Source organism: Allocellulophaga tsushimaensis, assembly GCF_055383085.1.
Map to the genome: position 1 here is coordinate 1,522,030 of NZ_AP039451.1, position 20,941 is coordinate 1,542,970.

Sequence of the window (20,941 nt, forward strand, 5' to 3'; positions counted from 1 at the left end):
AATGGAAAAACTAAAGGCAGCAGGTTTATTTGGTGGAGCGGTCATGACACTTTCTGGTTCGTTGGCAAAACGGTACAACAAATGTTTGGAACTGTTAGGCGTTAGCCCAACAAAACTGAAAACGTTTTCAATTGATGGGATGGGTTGGAGCCCAGAAATTGCCTTAGAAAAGCAAGAGAATTATTATCTAAATATAGGAGAAGCCAATGTAAATGCTATTATTATTTCTCCAGAACAACAGGGTAAGCCAGTACATATGCCCTCGCATAGTTTTGATCGTGATGTGATGAATGCTGTTTTTGCAGCCTATTGTTCAGAAATTAGAGATATTACTAAAGATTCAGCTCTGGTGCTACATTTAGATCAGAAGATAGATGCTTTTTTTGAACCTTTTGATCTTTTGCGCTATAATGAAATAGAAGTAACATTTGCTTTATTAAACGATTTAGATAAGAAACAAATGGAGCAAGAGGCTTTTATTAATTTGTTTCATAGAGCTAATAATTTTATAGATCGGGAGGTACATAAGCAACTTTTGCGATCAGCAAAAAAATATGGTGATTTAAGAACCAGAAAATTGCGTTTAGACCCTATTAGGCTAAAAGTAGATTCTTTTCATACTCGTGCTTTTGGAGGTGTGTTTGTTTTTAAGAATACCAAAAAAGAAATTTTGGTTTTTGAAGATGAAACTATTTTTAAAAATGCTTTAAATGATACTGATTATGACGTGTTATTATTTCATAAAGACCATAATGAACTTATTAAAGCATTAGTAAACCAAGGTGTTTTAGAGGATAATTTTAAACGCATTATAAAAAAGCCAAGATATAGGAGAGTTAAGAAACATATTTTTATAGAACATTTAAAAGAAAATAGTCATCCGATAAACGAAATTTTAGAGAGTCACTTTTTATTTAAGAAATATGTAAATGGATTACCCATTACAATACAAAAAAAGATTTCTGGTGTAGAATTGTATTTTCAAAAGAAAATAGTAAATAAGGAATTAAAATTACAAGACTTTGTAGATGATTTTCATATCAAATCACTTTACGAACCCAAAGCCACTTTAGAAGCAGAGTTAAAAGAATTAGTTTGGAAATTATTAATAAAGATAATGCCAAAAGACCCGGTACATTTATTTTGGTATGATAAGGAGCAGTTTTATGCAAAGTACCGTACATGGAAACCAGATTACCAAGATTGGGTAATTAATGAAATAGTAGAGAACAATAAAAAACATGTAGTATGACATTAGAAATCATTGTATTTACGCTTGCAATATTATTTGGTATCGTCTGGTATTGGAGAGAATCTAAAAGCAATAAAGTATACCGAATGGCAAATAAAATTACACATGCTGCTGAATTGCAGATGAAAGCAGATAATAAAAAAGGTTTTGTACATGAGCAGCCATTTTTATTAAGGTTGGTTTGGATTAGCTTATTATTTGTAATAGGTGCTGCAGTATTTACCTTTGTAACACCAATAAATGTGTTTTTTATCCAATATTTTGCTTCAGCTATTGTAGGAACCCTAATAGGAACTTATATCGCTTCTTTAGTCATTTTTACTAAAAAATCAACCAGTAAAGAAAACTTAGAAAAAATATTGGATAAAGGCAAAGAGTTTGTAGAAGATTTAGTGGATGGAGAAGAAGAAGTAAATAATAGTACTAAAGATATACCAGTAAAAGAACCCACCCCAGAAGTAAAACAATCTGCAAGAGACCGGCTTAAAGATAAAGGAATGATAAAATAACATTAGAGACAAAAAGATATTCAATTACTCAATATTGTAAAGATGATAAAGAACTATTGGCAAAGAGGAAAAAAACAAAAACGCATTGTGAGTATAAGTGCTGTGATACTAGTATTAGCGTTGTTTTTTTTAAGAGATGATTACCAACCAGCATTATTATTCTTTCGAAAGTATGTTTTTCTAATCGTATTAGGAGGTTTATTCTTATGGTTTATGCTAACTAGGTTTAGAAAAGCAGTTGGAGCAGGAAAGAGAGTACTTCTTTTATTAGGTATTATTGTGTTTTTTACAATCATTTGGTTTACTGGTTTTAAATTAAAATTACATGATTACATGAAATTATATAATGTATACAATCATCTAAATTTAATAGAACTTCAAGAGCTTCCTTTAACACGTAATGAGCGTATACAGCCCTTTAATAATATTGTTACTATGGCGTATGAATCTATAGGAGAAACACAAGAAGTTTCTTTACCACAACTGGTACGGTTAGATAGTACTAACCAGTGGACTATGGCGGTGCAGCCTGCAAAAGAATATACTTGGCAGCGGATGAATGATAATACAGAAGAGCTTTTTACTGTAGAAAGCACTTCCCCTTTTCCAAGGTTTTCTAATGAAAACCGTATTCCAATCACTTTTTCTATAGGAGAATCATTGGCTTTTAGCCGTAATACCTATAATGCCGTAGTACAGCGTTTTAATATTTTTCAATTGTTTACTATGGAGCCTAGTGATGTTTTTTATATGAAAAACGATGCTGGGAAATGGGTGCAAGTAGTAAGCCTAATAAAATGGAAAGGTTTTTTCTTTCCATATCCTTCTTATGGGGGTGTTATGGTTATAGAAGCAGGAGAACATGATGCTATGGATTATGTAGAGCGGATAACCATAGGGAAAGGCACTTATATTGCTCCATCAGAAATTAAAAATCATCCTTTTTTAACAGGCCAAAATACAGTTGCAGAGCGTGTATCTAGATTGCAAGCGCAATCATTACAATTTTTAGGAGGCTTTACAGACCCATTGCCTTGGAATAAAAAAACTGCGGTAAAGATTCCAGAATTGCCAGAAGACCAAAATCAGCAACCTTATGTTACCGATTTTGATTTTGAAGGAAGAAATATAGGAGCATTTAATGGTTTATACCATTGGTTTGGTTTGGAACCTATTGGTGATGAGCGGACTAGTTTAGCGTTTAGTGTAATGATCCCGGCTGATGGTACAGATGCATTGTATTATTACAACCATGCTGCTAAAAAAGAAGGTATGGCAGGCGTTTCTGCAATGCCGTTAAAAGTTATGGAGTCTAAAAAAGAATATGATTGGACGGTAAATAAGCCTGTAGAGTTTAGACCTTTCATAAAAAAAATTGCTGGTAAAAAAAGAATGTTTGTTTTAGGGACTGTAGCTGCTAAGAGAGATAGTAATACTCGTTTTGATGGTGCTGCTACACCAGATCTTGCCTTGGTAGATGCAGAGTATAGAGATGTAATTTGGGTTGATGCAAAACATCCGTCTAAATGGATAGAAACCATATTAGATCAGTTAGGAGAAACGTGGAAAGCTTCAGAAAATTTAACTGATGAGATACTGTATCCTCATAAAAAGAATTTAAATAATACTGTAGAGACAATTCAAAAGGGAGATACTATTCAAGTAGATTCTTTAAAGATGAGTATAGAACCTATTAAAAAAGATAGTATCTAAATAAGTTGATTGATCTAATATATGTTTAGGTATAGCACTAACATTGATTTTATTTTAGCTACTTAAGTATATTAATAATCATACAAATTTAGAATGTCATAGCTGTTAGGTCTATAGACTTCGGCACGTTTTCTATCTTTTAAAATAAAACCTTCTGTAACATAACCTAGTACCTCTTCTTCGGTATCTGTATCATCTATTATCCAACCGTTATTTTTGTAAAACGGTTTAGCTTGTAATGGTTGGTCTTGTTTATAGACCGCTAAGTATATTTTATATTTTTTATTGTATTCTGTATTGTTTCTATGCTTAAAGAAATAGCCTATGTATTTTTCTCCTCTGTATGTTATTTCTTTTTCCTTTAAGAAAACTACAGCATTTTTTGGAGTTACGTGCTTGTTAAACTGGAAAAGTTGTGCTTCAGCTAAAGCCTTTTGTGATTTATATTTTTTTGGAAAAAGTGCTAATTTATTAATGTTTTTTAATTTTTTGAAAAGTAAATTTCTACTGCTTACATCAGCAGCAAGAGTATCTAATTGCTGTTTTAAATTTGGAGTATTTTCGTTAGCACTTGCATATAAAGCCAGTTTAGTAATTTGAACTTTCGGATCTTTTAAGGCTTCTAAGCGTTTAAAGAACGATTGTACTTGTTTTTCTTTTCTAAAAGGATAAAGTAAAGTAATATAATCTTCTAAAAGAGAATTGTTACCTATCCTTGCAGTATTATAATGATAGTCGCTAAAATTATTAGTTTCACTTGTGTTAGACTCATCTCCTAATTTTCGTTTTAATACTATTTTGGCATCACTTAGCAATTGCTTGCGGTATTTTTTATATAAATTAGGTTTTATAAAACCTTGAGATTTTAATTTGGCAAGTAAAGAAAATATAGGCGATTTATATTCTTCAATAGTACTGTAATCTATGATTTCTGGAAATAGTTTTTTGGCTAGAACTAAGCTATCAGAATAAGGTCTAAAAATGGTAGAAATTTCCCATGTTTTAGAAACCAAAGGCAAGTCTTTAGCCATAAAATCTAAGAGATTCTTAGTTGATTTTTCTGTGGTTTTTTTTGTAATTGCCTGTAAAATTTTAGTCTGTGCAAAAGAGTTGTTATAAGATGCATCATAAAAGGTATTAAAAAAAGGTAAAACAGCTTCATCACCTAGTTTCCCTAGAGTCTTAATAAGATGCGTTTGTATTTTTTTCTGATCATCTTTAAATTCAAACGTAGTGATATAATGTTTTAAAGAATCTATATCTTTTTCTTTAAAATGGATAAGCTTATAACTGTCTAATATAATACTATCATTTGCACGCAGGTCTTTAAAAAATAATGCCGTTTTATCTGTTAATACACTTTTACCAATAACAGTATCTTGCGGTTTAAAATTGTTATAAAAAGTAGTAACAAATTCACTTGGTTTAGAAATGGTATCTACAATTGTTTTTAACTCATATAACAAACCATCTTTTAGAATATTTTTTATTAAAATACCTCTTGTGCTTGCAGTATCTGTAAGGGTTAATTGTAATTCCTGATAACCCTCTGGAGTAATATTCCTCGTTTCTTTATAAATGTTAAATCTCTTAAAGGCATAAATACGTTTGCGTAAGGCCCAAACAGAATCGACACTGGGGAGCATTAAATAGTCATGAGACTTATTTAATTTAACAGCTATCGTTTCGTTATTTTTATTTTGATAAACAGTTGTTTTATTAAATGCATTATAGGGTTTTGGTTTTTTATCTACACCATAATACGCATTACTATTTTGAACAAACTTTGGAGGCTTTACGGTACTAATAGTGCTAAAAAATAATGCAGTATCTACTATTTTTTTAAAAGCTTCTTTGTAAGTTGGTTTTGAGATTTTAAATGATTTAAAGTAATCTTCTGCCTCTTTTTCATCAGTAGAAACCATACCTAGCAAATAATAATCTTTACCTTTTAAAGTTGTGTAAAGATGTAGTTTTTTTGTCGTTACAGAATCTAGTAGCGCAAATGAGCTAAGAGATGCATTTTTGAGTTGATTATAAGTTGGTTTAAGTTCTAAATTTTGATAGAATCTTTTTTGAATTTGTTTTAATTCAAAAGTATCTTCTTCAATAAAATTGTAGTCTACTAAACTTACTTTTTTAGCAAACCGATAGGTATTTTTTTTAGCATCAAAACCAGTAATTAATCTATTTCCTTTTCTTTTTGTATTGGTAAACCTGTAATAATCTGGCATTTTTAACTTAAAGTCATTATACTTTGAAGATACTGTAACTATCTTATTTTCAATATTTTTAAAACGAATGCTATTGAAGATAGTATCTGAATATTTTTTTACATAATCTTTTTCACCACCCATTTTAAAAATAATGATTTCTAATGGGGTTATAAAAATTTGATACCGTTGGTGTTCTCCATTTTTAAGTTGATTTTTAATGTCTAGACCCTTGAAGTTATGTATACTGATCTGTTTTTTTTCCAAGATTTTACCCGGTATATTTTCAAATAATAGTGCATCAATGTCATCTAAAGTAAAATTGTTTTCTTTTAGTAATTGGGGATAAATAGGGATTCTATTTGCTGTAAAAAAACTGCCGTTTGCTAAATCTGGTGAAATATAAAAGGTGTTAGAAAATTCTGAAATAGGATATAATTTATTAGGTAATAACACACTAAAAAAATGATCATCTACCGTATGTGTTTTGTAGGTATTTTCTAAAACTTTATTTTGAAATTGTTCTTTAAGATATGTTGCTTTTTTAGAAATTTTAGAAGTCAATGCTTTTACGGTATATCCTTTTTCTCTAAGCATGCTAATAACCCCTTTTTCACCTGGTAAATGTGCGGCTCCAATACCCGTAAAAACTTTTGCCGTTTGCATTACAGAATCTAATTTATCTGCCATATTACGGTTTCTAATATAGAGCATGTTTTTTAGGTAATGATCAGAATACAAACCTTGGTCTATAGAGTCTAACAAATTTATATTCCGTTCTCTATAAGCATCTTGTAATAAACTCATAGGATTAGATTTTAAGGCTCTTTTTTGCAGCCAATCTGCAGGTTTCTTACGCACAGCATTATAACTAGCTCTACCAACCAATGCACTAGACTCTTCTAAATCTTCAAGCGCAACAATAGGTTTGTTGTATTTTTTACCTGCTTGGTAGATAAACATGTCTAAGTAGGTATCTTCTTCAAAATTCTGATCATAGGCATTAGTACGGTAAAGAATATTGTTTAGCATCCCATTTTCGGCTCCTAAATATCTGGCAATGAGCTCTTTTTTTGGATTTTTAAATAAAAACTGTTTGGTATAAAACCCTTTCTGATTGTAATTAGAGTTAAAACCTAATACAGCACCAAAATTATCATCCATTTCTAACCATGTAGATGGGTCAGATTCTAATGCAATAACTTCACTCTTTGCCAAAGCCTCATAAAAAACATCATCTAAACGAAAAGCAATTTTTTTACTTACATGCATTGTTCCGTATAAATATGAGGTTTGGGTTAACCCATTTCCAGAGATTTCCCAAAGCAGGCTATTTTTTTCTTGTGCAGAAATATTTAAAAAAGTAGCTATAAAAAAGAGTGTAAAAAAATTTCGCATAAAAAATATTTAGTTTGGTATAAAGTAGAGCTTAAGCATAAGTATAACGTTATTCCTAAGCTTGTATTTTCATGTAATGCCTATTTTAAATAAAAAAATAAATAGATCTTAGAATAAAGCTATTAAATCTTTGATTTTACAGGCTGTTTTCAGTGAAATTTTAACGAGATTTTAATGCTCTTTTCTTTTAAAACTAAAATCGACTTAATTTATACCGCTATCAATAAAGTATTTTAACAAAATAAAACATAGTAGCGGAACAAGTCTTATTTTTGTATTGCGCAAAATTGTAAAATAATGAAAGGAGTTTTATTAGTAAACTTAGGTTCGCCAGATAGCCCAACAGCAAAGGATGTTAAGCCTTATTTAGATGAGTTTTTAATGGACGAACGTGTTATAGATGTTCCTAAAGTTCTTAGAAATATTTTAGTACGAGGTATTATTTTACAAACAAGACCTAAAAAATCAGCAAAAGCCTATTCAAAAATATGGTGGGAAGAAGGTTCGCCACTGATTGTTTTATCAGAGCGTTTTACAGAAAAGGTGCGTAAACATACAAAAATGCCAGTGGCATTAGGAATGCGTTATGGAACCATGACCATAAAAAATGCAATTCAAGATTTAAAAGATAAAGGCGTAAATGAAATTTTATTGGTGCCTTTATATCCTCATTATGCCATGTCTTCTTATGAAACAGTAGTGGTAAAAACTATGGAAGTTAAAGAAGCATTTTTTCCTGAAATGAAGATTACAACACTGCCTGCATTTTATAATAATGAAGATTATATTAGAGTATTATCAGAAAGCATTGCGGAAGGTTTAAAGGACTTTGATTATGATCATATCTTATTTTCGTATCATGGTATTCCAGAAAGGCATATTCGTAAATCCGATCCAACCCGTTTTCATTGCAAAATAGATGGGAGTTGCTGTGGGGTTAATTCTGTAGCGCATAACACTTGCTACCGCCATCAAGTATATGATACTACAGAAAGTGTAAAAGCATATTTAGGACTAAAAGAAGAGCAAACCAGTACTTCTTTTCAATCTCGTTTGGCAGGAGACCCTTGGTTAAAACCATATACAGATTATGAGTTTGAACGTTTGGCAAAAGAAGGCAAAAAGAAATTGGCAGTAATTACGCCTGCTTTTGTTTCGGATTGTTTAGAGACGCTAGAAGAAATTGCCATGGAAGGGAAAGAGCAGTTTGAAGAAGCTGGGGGAGAGCACTATAAACATATTCCTTGTTTAAATGATAATGATGCTTGGGTAGCAGTAATGGCAAAATGGGTGAATACTTGGGAAGAGAGTGGTGCCTTACCAGCATAATTTAAAAAATCCTTTTAGATTGAAAGGATTGTTTACAAATGAGCTTTTTTTATTTTAAGCCTTTTATTATGCCGCAATAGGTTCTTCCAAATAAAGCTCAAAAACAGTTCCTTGTTCTTGGAGTACTTTTATTGTTCCGTTTAATTGTGCTACAAGCCCATATACCAATTGTAGGCCAAAAGATGTGCTTTCATCTACCTTAAAATCCTCTTGAATCCCTTCTCCATTATCTTTGATGATAAGTTTAAAGGCATTAGAATCTACAATCGGTTCAAAAGAAATAGCAATGGTATTATTTTGGCTTTTAGCATCAAGAAAAGCATGTTTATAACAATTGGTAATCAGTTCGTTTAAGATAAGCCCTAGCGGTACCGCTAATGACATCCGTATTTCCTTAGAAGCAATGTCAAGATTAAACTGTATTTTCTTCGCATCCCCTTTATAACTGTTACTAATATTGGCAATAAGATCTTTTAGATAAGAATCTACAGGTATTTTTACAAAAGTATTCCCACTATACAAATTTTGATGGATCAGTGCCATGGACTGAATTCTATTTTGGCTTTCTTTCAATATTTGTTTTAGTTGTGAGTCGTCCTTATTTGAATCTAACTGTGCATTCAATAGCCCTAGAATAATTTGGAGGTTATTTTTTACTCGGTGGTGCACTTCTCGCATTAACAGTTTGTTCTCTTCGTTTTTTTCATTGATGATTTTCAACGCCTTCTTTTTCAACCGAAAACGATTATAGATGATGCCCAATAACAAGAGGACTAAAACAAGACCAACAGTGAGCACTATTTTAAAATTTTGTTGTTGCTTGGCTTCAAGTCGCTGTATAGCATTATCACTGGTAAGCTGAAGGATTTCCTCGTTTTTTTCCGCACCTTGTTTTTCAAACTCCAAACGTTCCGTAATTTTTAATTTTTTATCCTGAGCAAGGCTATCCTTGTACAATGAATATAATTTGTAGTGCTCAAAGCTATTTTTAAAGTTGCCCTGTGCCGAATCTATGGCCGCTAAATGTATATATGAATCAAGGATAAAGGCTTTACCATCACCTTGGTTTCTATAATAATTGATATTGTCCAAAAACCGTTGAGAAGCTATTTTAAAGTAGGCATCGGATTTACTTTTATTTTTTTGTTCCCTATATATAAGAGCCAGATAATGAAATATCTGTCCTTTACTATAATTATAAAAGGTATTTTTATAACCTTCTTTAGCTGTTTCAAGATATAAAAGGGCTTTCTTGTTATCCCCTAATTTATAATAGGAATAGCCCAAATTGACATTGCATGAATAATCATAGTCATAAAAATCCTCAGAACTTTTATTAATAAGTTCTAGCGCCTGTATGAGATAGCTTGTCGCTTTTTTATAATCCTTTATGTAATATGCGTAAAGTTCTCCAATATTTCCGATAGCATATATTTGATTGATATTATTTTGATCCTCTTTGGCATATTGTAGTGCCTTAGTAAAATATCGCAATGCCATATCATGCTCGTTGTTAAACCTATTGATGATACCCAAGTCACTATAAAACAGATATTTATTGTTCAAGTTTATAGAGGGGTGATCAACTAATTTTAAAGCAACGGTCAAGGTTTTAGATGCCATATCATAATCGCCAGAAACAACATAAATATTACCTAAATCTAATGCCATTTCCAGAATTATGTTCTTGTCTTCTTCGTGTTCAACAGCAAGTTCATAGGCGAGTTTGGCATAGGGAATGGCCTTGGTTGTCTGTATCATACAGTTTAGAGCGTAACTTATACCATAATTTCCTTTGCGCAGACCAATACCATAAGACAGCTTTTCTGAGTCTGTCAATATTTTTTCCATATATAGCATGGCCTGATCATAATGCTCCATGTGATTTTCACACATCCCCAAACAGAAAAGTGCATCTACAGCTCTTTCCGGTGTTCCGTAAGAATCAGTAAGGCGTACCGCTTCTTTTGCATAATAATAGGCACTGTCAATCTTTAAATTTCTTCTTTGTAGGTAAATTTCGCTCAGCGCAATAACATAATCGATTTGATCTTTTGGACTAGAATTTTTGATCAATACATGCAAGCTATCTATAGCGGACGGGCTTTGTGCACTAAGGGAAGTAGCGTATAAAAAACAGCAGAAGAGTATTTTTGTAATACTATTTTTCATAAATCTATTTATAATTATGCAGCAATCGGTTCTTGTAAATGAATCTCAAAGACAGTCCCTTGTTTTTGTAGTACTTTTATTTTCCCGTTCAATTGTGCTACAAGTCCATGCACCAATTGCAAACCAAAAGATGAGCCTTCATCTACCTTAAAATCTTCCTGAATCCCTTCCCCATTATCTTTGATGATAAGTTTAAAGGTATTAGAATCTACAATCTTTTCAAAGGAAATAGCAATCGTATTATTTTGGTTTTTGGCATTTGTAAAGGCATGTTTATAACAATTGGTGATCAGTTCATTTAAAATAAGCCCTAAAGGTACCGCCAATGACATCCTAATTTCTTTGGAAGCAACGTTAAGGTTAAACTGTATTTTCTTGGCATCCCCTTTATAACTGTCGTTAATATTAGCAACGAGGTCTTTTAGATAGGAATTTACAGGTATTTTTACAAAAGTATTCCCTCCGTACAAATTCTGATGGATCAGTGCCATGGATTGTATTCTGTTCTGGCTTTCTGTCAATATTTGTTTTAGTTTTGGGTCATCTTTATTTGAGTCCAACTGTGCGCCCAAGAGTCCTAGAATGATCTGAAGATTGTTCTTTACCCGGTGGTGTACCTCGCGCATCAACAGTTTGTTCTCTTCGCTTTTTTCATTGATGATTTTCAACGCCTTCTTTTTTAGCCGAAAACGATTATAGATGATGGCCAATAAGAGAAGTACTAAAATGAGACCTGCAATAAGGGACATTTTCAAATTCCGTTGTTGCTTGGCCTCAAGGTTTTGTATTTTGTTCTCACTGGTCAACTGAACGATTTCCTTGTTTTTTTCCGCACCTTGTTTTTCAAATTCTAGGCGTTCTGTAATCTTTAAATTTGTTTCCTTGGCAAGACTATCCTTATATAATGAATATAACTTGTAGTGCTCAAAGCTTTTTTTTAAGTTGCCCTGTGCGGAATCTATTGCTGCTAAATGCTCATATGATTTAATGATGTAATACTTGCTTGTGCCTTCGTTTCTGTAATAATTGATGTTGTCTAAAAACCGCTGTGAAGCTATTTTAAAGTAGGCATCGGATTTGTCTTTATTTTTTTCCTCTTTATATACAAGGGCCAGATAATGAAATACCCGTCCTTTATCATAATTATAAAAGGTATTTTTAACACTTTCTTTAGCTCTTTCAAGATATAAAAGGGCATTCTTGTTATCTCCTAATTTATAATAGGAATAGCCTAAATCGAGATTATAAAAATAATCATATCCTGAATAATTTATATCATTTGCACTAATAAGTTCAAGTGCCTGTAAAAGAAAGCTTGTCGCTTTTTTATAATCTTTGATGTGATACGCATAAAGTTCTCCTATATTGCCGGAAATGTATATTTGATTTATAATATTGTAATCCTTTTTAGCAATTTCAAGGGCTTTGCTTAAATATTCCAATGCCATATCATTTTCGTTGTTAAACATATGAATGACACCTAAATCTCTATAAAAAAGATACTTATTACCTAAGGTTATAGATGGGTGATCAACTAATTTTAAAGCAATGGTCAAAGTTCTGGACGCCATATCATAATTGCCAGAGGCAACATAGATATCACCTAAATCTAATGCCATTTTTAAAATTATATTCTTGTCTTCTTCATGTGCAATGGCAAGTTCATAGGCGAGTTCGGCATAGGGGACGGCCTTAGTCGCTTGTGTCATACTCTTTAAAATACTGCTCATACCATGATTTCCTTTGCGCAGGCCAATACCATAAGACAGCTTTTCGGAGTCTGCCAATAGTTGTTTCATGTGACTTATGGCCTGATCATAATCTTTCTTGCCAGTCTGGGCCATTCCTAAACAGAAAAGTGCGTCCAGACCCTTTTCCGGTGTGCCGTAAGAAGTGCTGAGGCGCACGGCTTCTTTTGCATAGTAATAAGAACTGTCTATGTTTTGATTTCGTCTTTGCAAATACATCTCGCTCAGTGCAATAAAATGATCGAGTTGTTTTTCTGTATTTGAATTCTTGATCAATGTATGCAGGCTATCTATCGCGGACGGGCTTTGTGCGCTACTAGTAGCGTATAAAAAACAGCAGAAGAGTATTCTTGTAATACTATTTTTCATAAATCTTTTAATAATTATGCAGCAAGCGGTTCTTCTAAATATACCTCAAAAGTTGTTCCTTGTTCTTGTAACACTTTTATTTTCCCGTTCAATTGTGCAACAAGCCCATATACCAATTGCAAACCAAAAGATGATGAGCCTTCATCTATTTTGAAATCCTTCTGGATCCCTTCTCCATTATCTTTGATGATAAGTTTAAAGCCATTAGACTCTATAATCTGTTCAAAAGAAATAGCAATGGTATTATTTTGGCTTTTAGCATTTGCAAAGGCATGTTTATAACAATTGGTGATCAGTTCATTTAAGATAAGCCCTAGCGGTACCGCCAATGACATCCTAATTTCTTTTGGGATAATATCTAATTGAAATTGAACCTTTTTAGCATCTCTTTTATAGGTAGCGTTGATATTGGAAATAAGATCTTTTAGATAAGAATCTACAGGTATTTTCACAAAGGTGTTGCCTTGATATAAATTTTGATGGATTAGTGCCATGGATTGTATTCTATTCTGACTTTCTGTCAATACTTGTTCTAGTTTTGGGTTTTCCTTATTAGAATTTAACTGTGCGTTTAAGAGCCCTAAAATGATTTGAAGGTTATTTTTTACTCGGTGGTGCACTTCCCGCATTAACAGTTTGTTTTCTTCGTTTTTTTCATTGATAATTTTTAGGGCCTTCTTTTTTAGTCGAAAACGATTATAAATTATGGCTGATAATAGAAGTACTAAAACAAGACCTACAATAAGGGCCATTTTAAAATTTTGCTGTTGCTTGGCCTTAAGACGCTGTATTGTGTTCTCACCGGTAAGCTGAACGATTTCTTTATTTTTTTCCACTCCTTGTTTTTCAAATTCCAGACGTTCCGTAATCTTTAAATTTGTTTCATTGGTAAGGCTATCTTTGTAGAGGTCATATAATTTGTAGTTCTTTAAAGTTTCTTTAAAGTTACCATTGATAGAGTCTGCTTTTGCTAAACATTTATAGGAGTTCCCAATAGCTTCTTTATAGTTTACTCCTTTTTCTTTTTTATTGTAATTAATATTCTCCTTAAATTTCAGTGCTGCTTTTTTTAGGCAAGAATTGGATTTTTGTATGTTTTTCTCGTTTCTATATACAATGCCCAAATAAAGAAGTGTCTCCCCTTGTGAAAAGGTATTTGTTGTTTTCATGTAACTTTCTAAGGCTTTTTCAAGGTGAAAAATTGCCTTCTTGTTATCTCCCAATTTATGATAAGAATAGCCCAAAATCATTCTATTTTGATTCCTGAAATCACTATCGGTCTCAGGGTTCTTATCAGCAAGCTCCAAAGTCTTTAAAGCCTGTGACACCGTTTTTTTATAGTTTTTTAAATCAAAAAAAAGATTTGTAATATTTCCTGATGCAAAAAATTGATTTATGATATTATTATCTAGTATAGCAATTTGCAATGATTTTTCATAATGCATTATTGCTATTTCATTTTCATTTTCATTTTTACTAATAAAACCTAAGGTATTATAAAATCGAGATTTATTATCTAATGTAACAGAGGGGGCGTCTAGTAATTTTAAGTTCGTATTTAAAATTTTGGAAGCCATATCATCATCACCAGATCTAATATACGCTGTGCATAAACTTATTGCCATTCTCAAAATTATATTTTTATCTTCTTGATTTTCATAGGCAAGATCATATGCAATTGTGGCATAAGGAATAGCTTTAAGCGTTAGCGATTTTCTTATAAAAACTTGGGCAATGCCGTGATTTCCTTTTCGCAATCCAACCCTGTAAGATAACTTTTCAGAATCAACCAATATTTGTTTCATGTGGGTCATGGCCACATCATAATTATTAAAGTCAATTTCAGCCATACCCAAACGGTAGAGCGCATCTATTGCTTTTTCTGGTGTTCTGTAAGATTCTGTAAGTTTTACAGCTTGTTTAGCATAATAAAGAGAACTGTCTAAATTTCTATGTAAATCCTCAAAATAAATATCACTCAGTGCTGTATAGTGACTTATACGTTCTTCGGTATCTGATTTTTTGATAAGCACATGCAAACTGTCTATGGGAGAAGAAGTTTGAGCAATCAAAGTTGTAGTGTATAAAAAACAGAGGTAACCTATTTTTTTGATACTATTTTTAACATGCAAAACGATATTTTTGCATAAATTTAAGATTTATTTTATCAATAATCAATTTTTAAACTTTTAGAACAAAATTTGATATTTATAATAATTTTTTCTGCTGTTAGGTTAACCATATATCAGCATACATTTTGTAGTAATTAGGGTCAATGTCCTGTAAAATTTAACTTATTATAATCAGTAAGTTCTATACCTCTATTTCAAAACAATCGTTTCATAGCTAAGTTGCTTAAGTACTACTTGGAAAATCTCTACTAGATTACCTAAACTTAATCTCATTTTGTTAACTTTAATTTTGCAGCAACGAAATCATAGTTGAACGTTGAGGGTACTGACCTATATGATCATATTGCTACGCTGCAAAAAACAAGAGGTGTCTAAATAGTTGTTTTTTGACGATTCCAACATTACAATTTCCCTAAAAATTGGGCATGCCATGACCTTAATATCAATATTTTTGTACATGTTATTTTTTGTTATAACTTTAGATTACTATACAACATGACGCATATTGAAGAAGTCATAACAATATTACACTTGCTAGGCTGTGTCTCCAAGAAAATTAAATATAATTAAAGTCAAAAAAGTAAAAGAAATGAACAGTATAATAAAGTATAGCTTTGCCTTACTATTCTTATTCAGCAATTTCCTTTGTTATACGCAAACTAATTATACAGCTTTAGATACTATTAAACTTAATAATTTTTTAAAAGAGACTCAAAGCCAATTAGGTATGCCAGCTGTTTCATTTGCTATTATAAAGAATGATAAACTCATTTTTGAATATGAGCATGGGTTTGTTAATTTAGAACATGATGTAAACGTTACAGATAAGACAATATATCCGCTATATTCTTTAACAAAACCATTTATTGCTGTAGGGATATTTTCTTTAATTGAAGCGAATAAACTGAATTTAGAAGATTTTGTTTCAAAATACATAAAAGATATTCCTAAAACTTGGGGAAATATAAAGATTAAACATCTTTTATCGCATTCTTCAGGTTTGCCAGATATGGTTGGGAAAAATCCATTTGAATTAAGAGATTTAAATATAGAAGAAGCAAAAGAAAGAGTGTATAGTTTACCATTAAATTTTGATGTTGGTACAAAATATGAATACAATCAGACAAACTTTTGGCTCTTAAAAGAAATTATTGAGCATATTTCAGCTATGGATTTATCTAACTATATCATGAAGAACCAATTTCCAAATTCAAAAACAGAAAATGTCTTCTTTTCAAGTGATGCGCGTGAAATTATAAAAAATAGGGCTACTCCATATTTTCCATGGGTAAAAGAAGGTTTAATGATTGATTTGAACTACACAAATGGCGACTATTTTTACGCCTGTAATGGTCTTCATCTAACGATGGATGAATTTATTGAATGGAACAAGAGATTTAATAATAATGAACTTATTTCGGAAAATTCAAAAAATAAAATGTGGGAATTGTTTCCATATGCAACATCAGATAAATCATTTTCCTATGGTTGGGAGCCAACTACGCTAAATGGAAAAAAAGCATTTGGTTTTTCAGGAGCCATGTGTACATTTTTCAGAATATACCCTAAAGAAAATATATCCGTAATTTTTTTAGCTAATGGCTTTTCGGAATGGTATAACCAAGATGACCTTACCAATACTTTGGTTGAAATGATACTTAAATAAATTCGATACATAAGTGTGATCATAGCAGTTAAATGTTGGCAAGTATTAAGACAATTTAAAATAATAACGAAATGGCTAAAAATAAAACTACTGAAACAGTAGTAGATGTTTTTGATTTCATTGAGTCATATGTAGATAATGAGCAAAAGAAGGCTGATAGCTATAAATTAATAGCATTAATGCGCAAATGGTCTGGTTTTGAACCAAAAATGTGGGGGCCAACCATCATAGGTTTTGGAAGCTATCATTATACATATGCTAGTGGTCATGAAGGTGATGCTCCTTTGTTGGGCTTCTCACCCCGAAAAACCCAGTTTTCACTCTATATCTATTCAAAAACAGAAAAGAGCGATGCTCTTCTAAAAGATCTAGGCAAATTTAAAATAGGGAAAGCCTGTATATATTTTAAAAAACTAACCGATTTAAATATTCTAATTGTAAAAAAACTTAGCATGGAAACAATTGCATACCTCAATGAGCATCATGAGTGCTCTTGTAGAAATTAACAACAACTTACCAATAGTGATTATAATTTTTTATGGAAAATTCTTATCTTTAATAATCACTGGGTACGCTCGGATTGGCCCTATCGGAGAATTCTTAACCAAAACATAATCAAACTGTTATCATAGATTTAGATTTGAAAACTGAAACAATAAAAACTATAAATGGAATAGAAAACATAGCTATTAAAGCTGGAAAAGAGCATGTAATGGAGCTATATATTGATAATAATATTCAACAAAAATCCTTTGATTTACGTCCTGAACTACCATTAATTATGCATTTATAGGAAATTAAAAAAACCAAATGTCAAGATTCTTTTGTTTAATTTTTATAACCCTTTTAAGTTGTTCAACTAAAGAAAATTTGAATATTGTTATTGATGAAATTCCGAAAGGTGAAATGGCATTTCAAAAAATGATTATTAGTCAATTAACAGGTAAGCAAAAGATAAAGACTGTAAAAGATGAAAATGTACTTCTAAAAAGTCGTTGGAGCAGAAAAGAAAAGAGAATAACATTAACGTATTTTAAATCTTTATTCAATCAACTAAATGTAACTACGTATCTACAACATTATGAAATGCCGAATTCTAATCTTGTTGTTGATTTTTTAATTGAGCCGTTGAAAGGAACTAATATATACACCATATTACCATCAACAAATAATAGTGATGAATACGTAGTAATTGGGGCTCACTATGATACAGATGGCAAAAACTTTCCTGGAGCAATTGATAACGGTTCTGGTATTGCACTTATAACTAGTGTTTTAAAACAAGCAAGAGAAATTAAAAGTAGGAATAAGAACTTAATAGTTGTTTATTTTGATCAAGAGGAAGAAAGTATATCAGCAGGTAGTTTAGCCTTTGCAAAATTTTTAAAAACTAGTAAATATAAGATCCATTCTGTACATTCATTTGATCTAATAGGTTGGGATGAAGATAAAAATAAAGAAGTACAGTTAGCACTTCCTAAACCTAATGCAGAAATTGAAAATTTATATAAAAAACACGCTCATAAACTACACATCCCAATTTATGCTATAACATCAAATGCTAGTGATTACTCCTCTTTTTTCCAAGAAGGAATTAATACTATTGGCATTAGTCAAGCCTATGCTAAGGGCGAACTCTCGGGTAAAAAAGATTCAACCGAGGATAAATACCACTTAGTAGATTTTAATTATTTAGCTTCTTCTACCAACCTTGCTTTTGAAGTAATAAAAGATTTGCTCAATGATTAAAATAATAAAGAAGAATATATGGCTAATTACTTCTTTAATAGTATCCTTACTTTATTTTCTAAGAAAGGCTATCCAATATGCATTAATAGGAAGCTATGGGCCATTGCTGTTTGTTATGGTATTACTGTTTTTGATACTAATAAACATAAAATATAATGGAAAAAACCCCCTATTGGTTTTACGAATATGGGCAATCATTATTATAATTTGGTCTAGTATAAGAGTACTTATTTCTATTATGAATTATTTTACAAATACATTTGATGAATATCATCTTACTCATCAATTTGGAATTGTGAATGTATGTATAAGTCTAATAATGCTTTTATTTGGAATAATGATTATTAGACATTCCAATAGTGAAAGATTAAAAGATAAATTATGAATAAAATATTTAGATTAAAACAAACAGAATATTTCAAGAAATTATACTATGGGAAAAGCTAAACTGAAAGAATTGACGAAAGAACAATTAAAAACAAAAGAGAAAAGTCTCAAAGGGCTTATTATTGTATTTATTCCTGTAATTATCGGGTTGTTTTATTTTATATTTAGAGATTATTTCAACGGAAATGAAATAGACTTTTCTATATTAACAGTAGCAATATGTACTGTTGGAGGACCAGCAATACTTTATCCAGAATTGAAAGAAGTTCGAGAAGAATTGAAAAAAAGAGATTGAGATAATGACACTCGTATTCAGTTTTGATATTGGAATATTAGATAAATTTTGGAAAGACTATAAAACGGAAAGAGAGAAAAATACAATACCTTATCGTAATTATTGTAGATTAGACTTCTCTTTGTGTAAACTTGATCTACTTTGAATTGCGAATGTCAGCGATTAATAAAAAATGCAAATGAACTAATTAGAGTAAGTGAATAAGATGGGCATTTATTCGATTATTATGATAAAAATAACAATTGATAAGAAGAATACTACCATCAACAAACAACTGAGGTAAAAAACAAATAACACTATTGTAATACAATCGCCTCATAATGATGTCTAATCATTTCCTCTCCATATTTACGCTCTAATCGCCTTACCGTAAAATGAGCTTGCGCCATTTTTTGAAAATGTGTAATAAAAGCTAAATTAATACCGCCACCACCTGCGGCACCCAATATAGGAATAGCTTGTGCCACAAATTTTTCGGAAACTTGGATGCTAAATTTGGAAGCAATACCCGCAATAAATTGTACTATAGGGTTAGCACTACTTTTTAGAAGCCCTTCTACCGCTTTTAATCCGCCTTTTGTGGTGGTGTTTAATGCAATTCTAGATGCATAATAGGTGGTTTCCATGCCATCATCATGTTTAGATTTTCCGCCCAAAGCAAAAACCTGTAAACAGGCTAACTGTGTATCATAAGTGGTTAAATCCTCACCTTCACTACGTGCAATATCCATAATAGAACGCATCATGAATTTGGTGGTAATTCCTAAATCTATAGCAAAAGCAGATGCACCCAAAGTACCTCCTAAAATTCCTGATGTGGTAACTAATGCCTTATACGTTTTATTTAAAGGGCTTGTCTTTACTTTATGCTGTTGCATAGACAGTAAATTTGTTTTTACTACGCTATACAGTACTTTATAGGTGATTTGTTGCAACCATTTTTGTTGCTTTTCTGGTAAGAGATTCACTTTATTTTCTATTACATTCCCAAGCTTGTTAAGCCCCTGCATAGCCCAACCAATTTGCTCCATTTTTTGTTTTGCATTTTTTAATGCAGTAAGGTCTTCTGTAGAAATGGTATTCTTAGCGATAATATTTGGCATAGTGTAGAGTTTTAGGAATATTAGAAAAGCGCAGTGTATTTTGTTGGTATAGTGGTTATTTCTTTAATTTCTATATTTTTATAAAACGTTTCTGCTCCTTCACTCTGCAATTGTATTTTTCCTTTTACTAGCGGAACTGCTTTACCATTTACAATATTTCTTGAGTTTTTTAGAATCATTACTACTTCACCATTTACAATATGAAGGCTTTTCCCTTCAAAACAGATTAATTCTAGAGTGTTCCAATCATTATTAGGTTTTTCGTTATTAACTGCTCTTACACAATAAATAGTAGCTTCTCCTTCTCCAAAAGGGATAAAATTGGCATTGTTATCTGCAATAGCATTCACCATCCCTTCTGATGGAATAGCTCTAATATCTATAGCAGAGCTTTGTTGACTCCAGTAATCTCCTGTATGCCCTTTCATTACCTGAAATTCTTGGGAGAGCATCCAAGATTTAAAATAATCTGTTCCTAATGGTCCAATAGAATGGTACATAATACCAGAATCTTTAAGCTTATTTTTTCGGAGTCCAGATTTTAAATCACCCCATTTGGTTTGTAGTTTTAAATGGTAGTTTTTATACTCTTTTTTGCTCACCACGCAGCCATAAATTTCGCCGCTTACTCTAAGTACAGGTTTATTTTCTTCTGCTGCTACTGTAAATACATCATATCCAGATTTATTTAAACCAATAGGGGCAAGTTCTTCACCATTTGCATCTTTTGGCACCTCTCCTTTATAGCCTTCTTGTAAAGCATAACTTAAATAAGTATCCCATTGCGATAGTTCTGTGTCTAATAACTTTGTCCAACCAGTTTCAGGTGTTATTTCTGGTTTTATTTCATTTTTACAAGAGAAAGATAAGAGTGTAATGCTAAAGAGTATGGCAATTTTTTTCATT

15 protein-coding genes are annotated in these 20,941 nt (G+C 31.6%); 9 read left to right on the top strand and 6 right to left on the bottom strand.

Annotation, left to right across the window (positions count from 1 at the left end):
- The first annotated feature begins 1 nt into the window (after window position 1).
- From ACZ451_RS06630 to ACZ451_RS06640, 3 genes are read left to right on the top strand one after another with little or no spacing between them, the layout of a single operon-like run.
- On the top strand, window positions 2–1,252 hold the full coding sequence (locus tag ACZ451_RS06630) for a DUF6638 family protein (RefSeq protein ID WP_464216325.1): 1,251 nt from the start codon (window positions 2–4) through the stop codon (window positions 1,250–1,252).
- Window positions 1,249–1,761 (top strand): hypothetical protein, encoded by a 513-nt coding sequence (locus ACZ451_RS06635; RefSeq protein ID WP_464216326.1) that lies wholly within the window; start codon window positions 1,249–1,251, stop codon window positions 1,759–1,761. Before ACZ451_RS06630 ends, ACZ451_RS06635 begins: the two co-directional genes overlap by 4 nt.
- Window positions 1,762–1,803: 42 nt before the next feature.
- The gene (locus ACZ451_RS06640) at window positions 1,804–3,474 is read left to right on the top strand and encodes a hypothetical protein (protein ID WP_464216327.1); all 1,671 of its coding nucleotides are present in this window, start codon (window positions 1,804–1,806) and stop codon (window positions 3,472–3,474) included.
- A 71-nt stretch (window positions 3,475–3,545) separates the two neighbouring features.
- Here the strand turns inward: ACZ451_RS06640 and ACZ451_RS06645 are convergent, their stop codons facing one another.
- Window positions 3,546–7,085 (bottom strand): TraB/GumN family protein, encoded by a 3,540-nt coding sequence (locus ACZ451_RS06645; protein ID WP_464216328.1) that lies wholly within the window; start codon window positions 7,083–7,085, stop codon window positions 3,546–3,548.
- A 297-nt stretch (window positions 7,086–7,382) separates the two neighbouring features.
- On the opposite strand from ACZ451_RS06645, the gene hemH reads away from it, so the two are divergent.
- Complete coding sequence (hemH, locus tag ACZ451_RS06650) at window positions 7,383–8,414, top strand: ferrochelatase (RefSeq protein WP_464216329.1); 1,032 nt, start codon at window positions 7,383–7,385, stop codon at window positions 8,412–8,414.
- Between the two features lie 66 nt (window positions 8,415–8,480).
- Here hemH and ACZ451_RS06655 read toward each other — a convergent pair whose 3' ends face one another.
- Genes ACZ451_RS06655 through ACZ451_RS06665 form a run of 3 tightly spaced genes read right to left on the bottom strand, consistent with a single transcriptional unit; the run spans window position 8,481 to window position 14,775 of the window.
- Window positions 8,481–10,586, bottom strand: coding sequence for a tetratricopeptide repeat-containing sensor histidine kinase (locus ACZ451_RS06655; RefSeq protein ID WP_464216330.1), 2,106 nt, complete (start codon window positions 10,584–10,586; stop codon window positions 8,481–8,483).
- A 14-nt stretch (window positions 10,587–10,600) separates the two neighbouring features.
- Window positions 10,601–12,703 (bottom strand): histidine kinase dimerization/phosphoacceptor domain -containing protein, encoded by a 2,103-nt coding sequence (locus ACZ451_RS06660; RefSeq protein ID WP_464216331.1) that lies wholly within the window; start codon window positions 12,701–12,703, stop codon window positions 10,601–10,603.
- 14 nt (window positions 12,704–12,717) lie between these two features.
- On the bottom strand, window positions 12,718–14,775 hold the full coding sequence (locus ACZ451_RS06665; protein WP_464216332.1) for a histidine kinase dimerization/phosphoacceptor domain -containing protein: 2,058 nt from the start codon (window positions 14,773–14,775) through the stop codon (window positions 12,718–12,720).
- A 649-nt stretch (window positions 14,776–15,424) separates the two neighbouring features.
- Here ACZ451_RS06665 and ACZ451_RS06670 point away from each other — a divergent pair.
- The 5 genes from ACZ451_RS06670 to ACZ451_RS06690 all read left to right on the top strand — a co-directional run bounded on the left by ACZ451_RS06670 (window position 15,425) and on the right by ACZ451_RS06690 (window position 18,932).
- Window positions 15,425–16,501 (top strand): serine hydrolase domain-containing protein, encoded by a 1,077-nt coding sequence (locus tag ACZ451_RS06670; RefSeq protein WP_464216333.1) that lies wholly within the window; start codon window positions 15,425–15,427, stop codon window positions 16,499–16,501.
- A gap of 71 nt (window positions 16,502–16,572) precedes the next feature.
- Window positions 16,573–17,007, top strand: coding sequence for a DUF1801 domain-containing protein (locus ACZ451_RS06675; protein ID WP_464216334.1), 435 nt, complete (start codon window positions 16,573–16,575; stop codon window positions 17,005–17,007).
- 134 nt (window positions 17,008–17,141) lie between these two features.
- Window positions 17,142–17,294 (top strand): hypothetical protein, encoded by a 153-nt coding sequence (locus ACZ451_RS06680; protein WP_464216335.1) that lies wholly within the window; start codon window positions 17,142–17,144, stop codon window positions 17,292–17,294.
- Window positions 17,295–17,371: 77 nt separating this feature from the next.
- Complete coding sequence (locus ACZ451_RS06685; RefSeq protein ID WP_464216336.1) at window positions 17,372–18,250, top strand: M28 family metallopeptidase; 879 nt, start codon at window positions 17,372–17,374, stop codon at window positions 18,248–18,250.
- Window positions 18,251–18,683: 433 nt separating this feature from the next.
- Entirely contained in the window at window positions 18,684–18,932 is a 249-nt protein-coding gene (locus tag ACZ451_RS06690; RefSeq protein WP_464216337.1) for a hypothetical protein, read from the top strand.
- 296 nt (window positions 18,933–19,228) lie between these two features.
- Here the strand turns inward: ACZ451_RS06690 and ACZ451_RS06695 are convergent, their stop codons facing one another.
- Window positions 19,229–20,035 (bottom strand): EcsC family protein, encoded by an 807-nt coding sequence (locus ACZ451_RS06695; RefSeq protein ID WP_464216338.1) that lies wholly within the window; start codon window positions 20,033–20,035, stop codon window positions 19,229–19,231.
- A gap of 20 nt (window positions 20,036–20,055) precedes the next feature.
- Entirely contained in the window at window positions 20,056–20,940 is an 885-nt protein-coding gene (locus ACZ451_RS06700) for a 3-keto-disaccharide hydrolase (RefSeq protein ID WP_464216339.1), read from the bottom strand.
- Between the last annotated feature and the right edge of the window lies 1 nt (window position 20,941).